Source organism: Streptomyces chiangmaiensis (genome assembly GCF_036281785.1).
Taxonomy (GTDB): Bacteria; Actinomycetota; Actinomycetes; order Streptomycetales; family Streptomycetaceae; genus Streptomyces; species Streptomyces chiangmaiensis.
The window spans coordinates 1-1,449 of sequence record NZ_JAYWVC010000563.1 but is presented as its reverse complement, the minus strand read 5'-3'; the positions used below and the strand labels follow the sequence as shown (position 1 = coordinate 1,449).

The window sequence follows — 1,449 nt, the reverse complement described above, 5'->3', positions numbered from 1 at the left end:
GACCGCGGACCCGGGCAGCCATAGCCGCCCGGCACACCGCCCCCCTCGACGGGCGCGCCGCGGTCCGCCAGCTGCAGCCGGTGCAGGATGTCGACCCACTCGCGGACATCGTCCACGTCATCGGGCAGTACGCTCGGGTCCTCACGCGTGAGGTGCTGCAACGGCTCGCTGAGCTGAACCCGGTGGTGTACAAGATGTGGAACAACAGCGATCTTCGGGAGTTCCTCGAGGGCTTCGACGCGGCGCCGCACAAGTCGGACGGGAAGATGGTTGTCGACCGGCAGAAGGTGCGTGATGCGCTCGCGCGGCGGGATGCGGCGTAGAGGGAGCCATGAGGGCGGAGGGAGTTCTCCCTCACTGCCTCACTGTACTGCCTCCCTCTGTGTGACCTGCACAGATGTTCGTTGAGGGAAGCGAGAGAGGCACACGCCGAGGGGCGTCCGAGGGCCTGAAAACGGGGGGTTCGGGCGCCCCTTCCGGCCTCCCTCCCCGGGTGAACGCGCCTTGGAGTACGGCTCAGCGCAGCGGCTTTCCGACCTTCCGCCCCTGCCCGGAGACGATGACGAGCGGCCGGATCTGGCCCCGAGTGATTCCACGCGTCCGGCAGATCCCGTCCAGTTCCTCGTGTTCGATGTACCAACTCGCCTCGGCATACGGGTCAAGGCGATGGGGCAGCGGCTCGACGCCAGGAAGCAGAGCACTCGTTGAAGCTGTGGTCACGTTTCCGGGGAGCAGTAGGCCCCAACTTGTGATCATTGTGGGCGCCCGTCCCCGGTTGGTGGCTGCTATGGCCAGGTAGTCCCCAGGAGCGAGGTTCCCGGCGATCACCGCAATGGCGTAGTGGGTGGACACCTTGATGACTGGCCCATTCCGAAGCCACGAAATGAACTGCCAGATGAGGGCGATGACGCTCACCCCGAGCGCGCAGGCCGATATGACCAGAGTCGCCATGCGGTGATGCTTGCGCATACCGACATGAAGCGGTCCCAGCCCCGGGGGGTGAGGTGGGCTGGGGCCGTCAGGCGAGCCAGCAGGACTCGGCCCACCTCTCATGCCATCGTCGGATCTCCCGCGTCAGACCGCGTACCGCCACACCAACGGTGCACCCGAACGGGCACGAAGAAGCCCCAGCCGGTCCGGGGGACGTACAGACTGGGGCCTCTCGTGCAGGGCGGCCGCTTCAGCACACCCATAACCGCCCTGCTGCCCCGGTGCACATGCGCACCGACACGCTGAGAACTCACCAGGACTGTTCAATAGCGCCGGTCGGCCGGGACGTCTTACGCCCAGGCGAAGATCTGCACGATCGAGCAGACCACAGGCAAGCGTGTTTCAGTCGCTCGCTGCGTTCCGCAACGTCCGCACCAAGCAGAGCGTGGTCTCCAGCGACAGGACCCCATCGTCCGCCAGCTCGCGCGCAAGTTCGGCCGGAGACTGACAGTTGAGAGC

1 protein-coding gene and 1 pseudogene are annotated in these 1,449 nt (G+C 66.4%); one reads left to right on the top strand and one right to left on the bottom strand.

Annotated features, from left to right (window positions below; translation table 11 throughout):
- Positions 1 to 323 (top strand): annotated as a pseudogene (locus tag VXC91_RS45540) (ATP-binding protein); the annotation flags it as partial.
- Positions 324 to 516: 193 nt separating this feature from the next.
- Here the strand turns inward: VXC91_RS45540 and VXC91_RS45535 are convergent.
- Positions 517 to 951: a hypothetical protein gene (locus VXC91_RS45535; protein WP_329513202.1), complete on the bottom strand. Its 435-nt coding sequence runs from the start codon at positions 949 to 951 to the stop codon at positions 517 to 519.
- Positions 952 to 1,449: the final 498 nt, after the last annotated feature.

Bases quoted from the DNA above. Each gene is read 5' to 3' on its own strand.
- VXC91_RS45535 (WP_329513202.1), bottom strand. From the start codon at position 951: ATGGCGACTCTGGTCATATCGGCCTGCGCGCTCGGGGTGAGCGTCATC.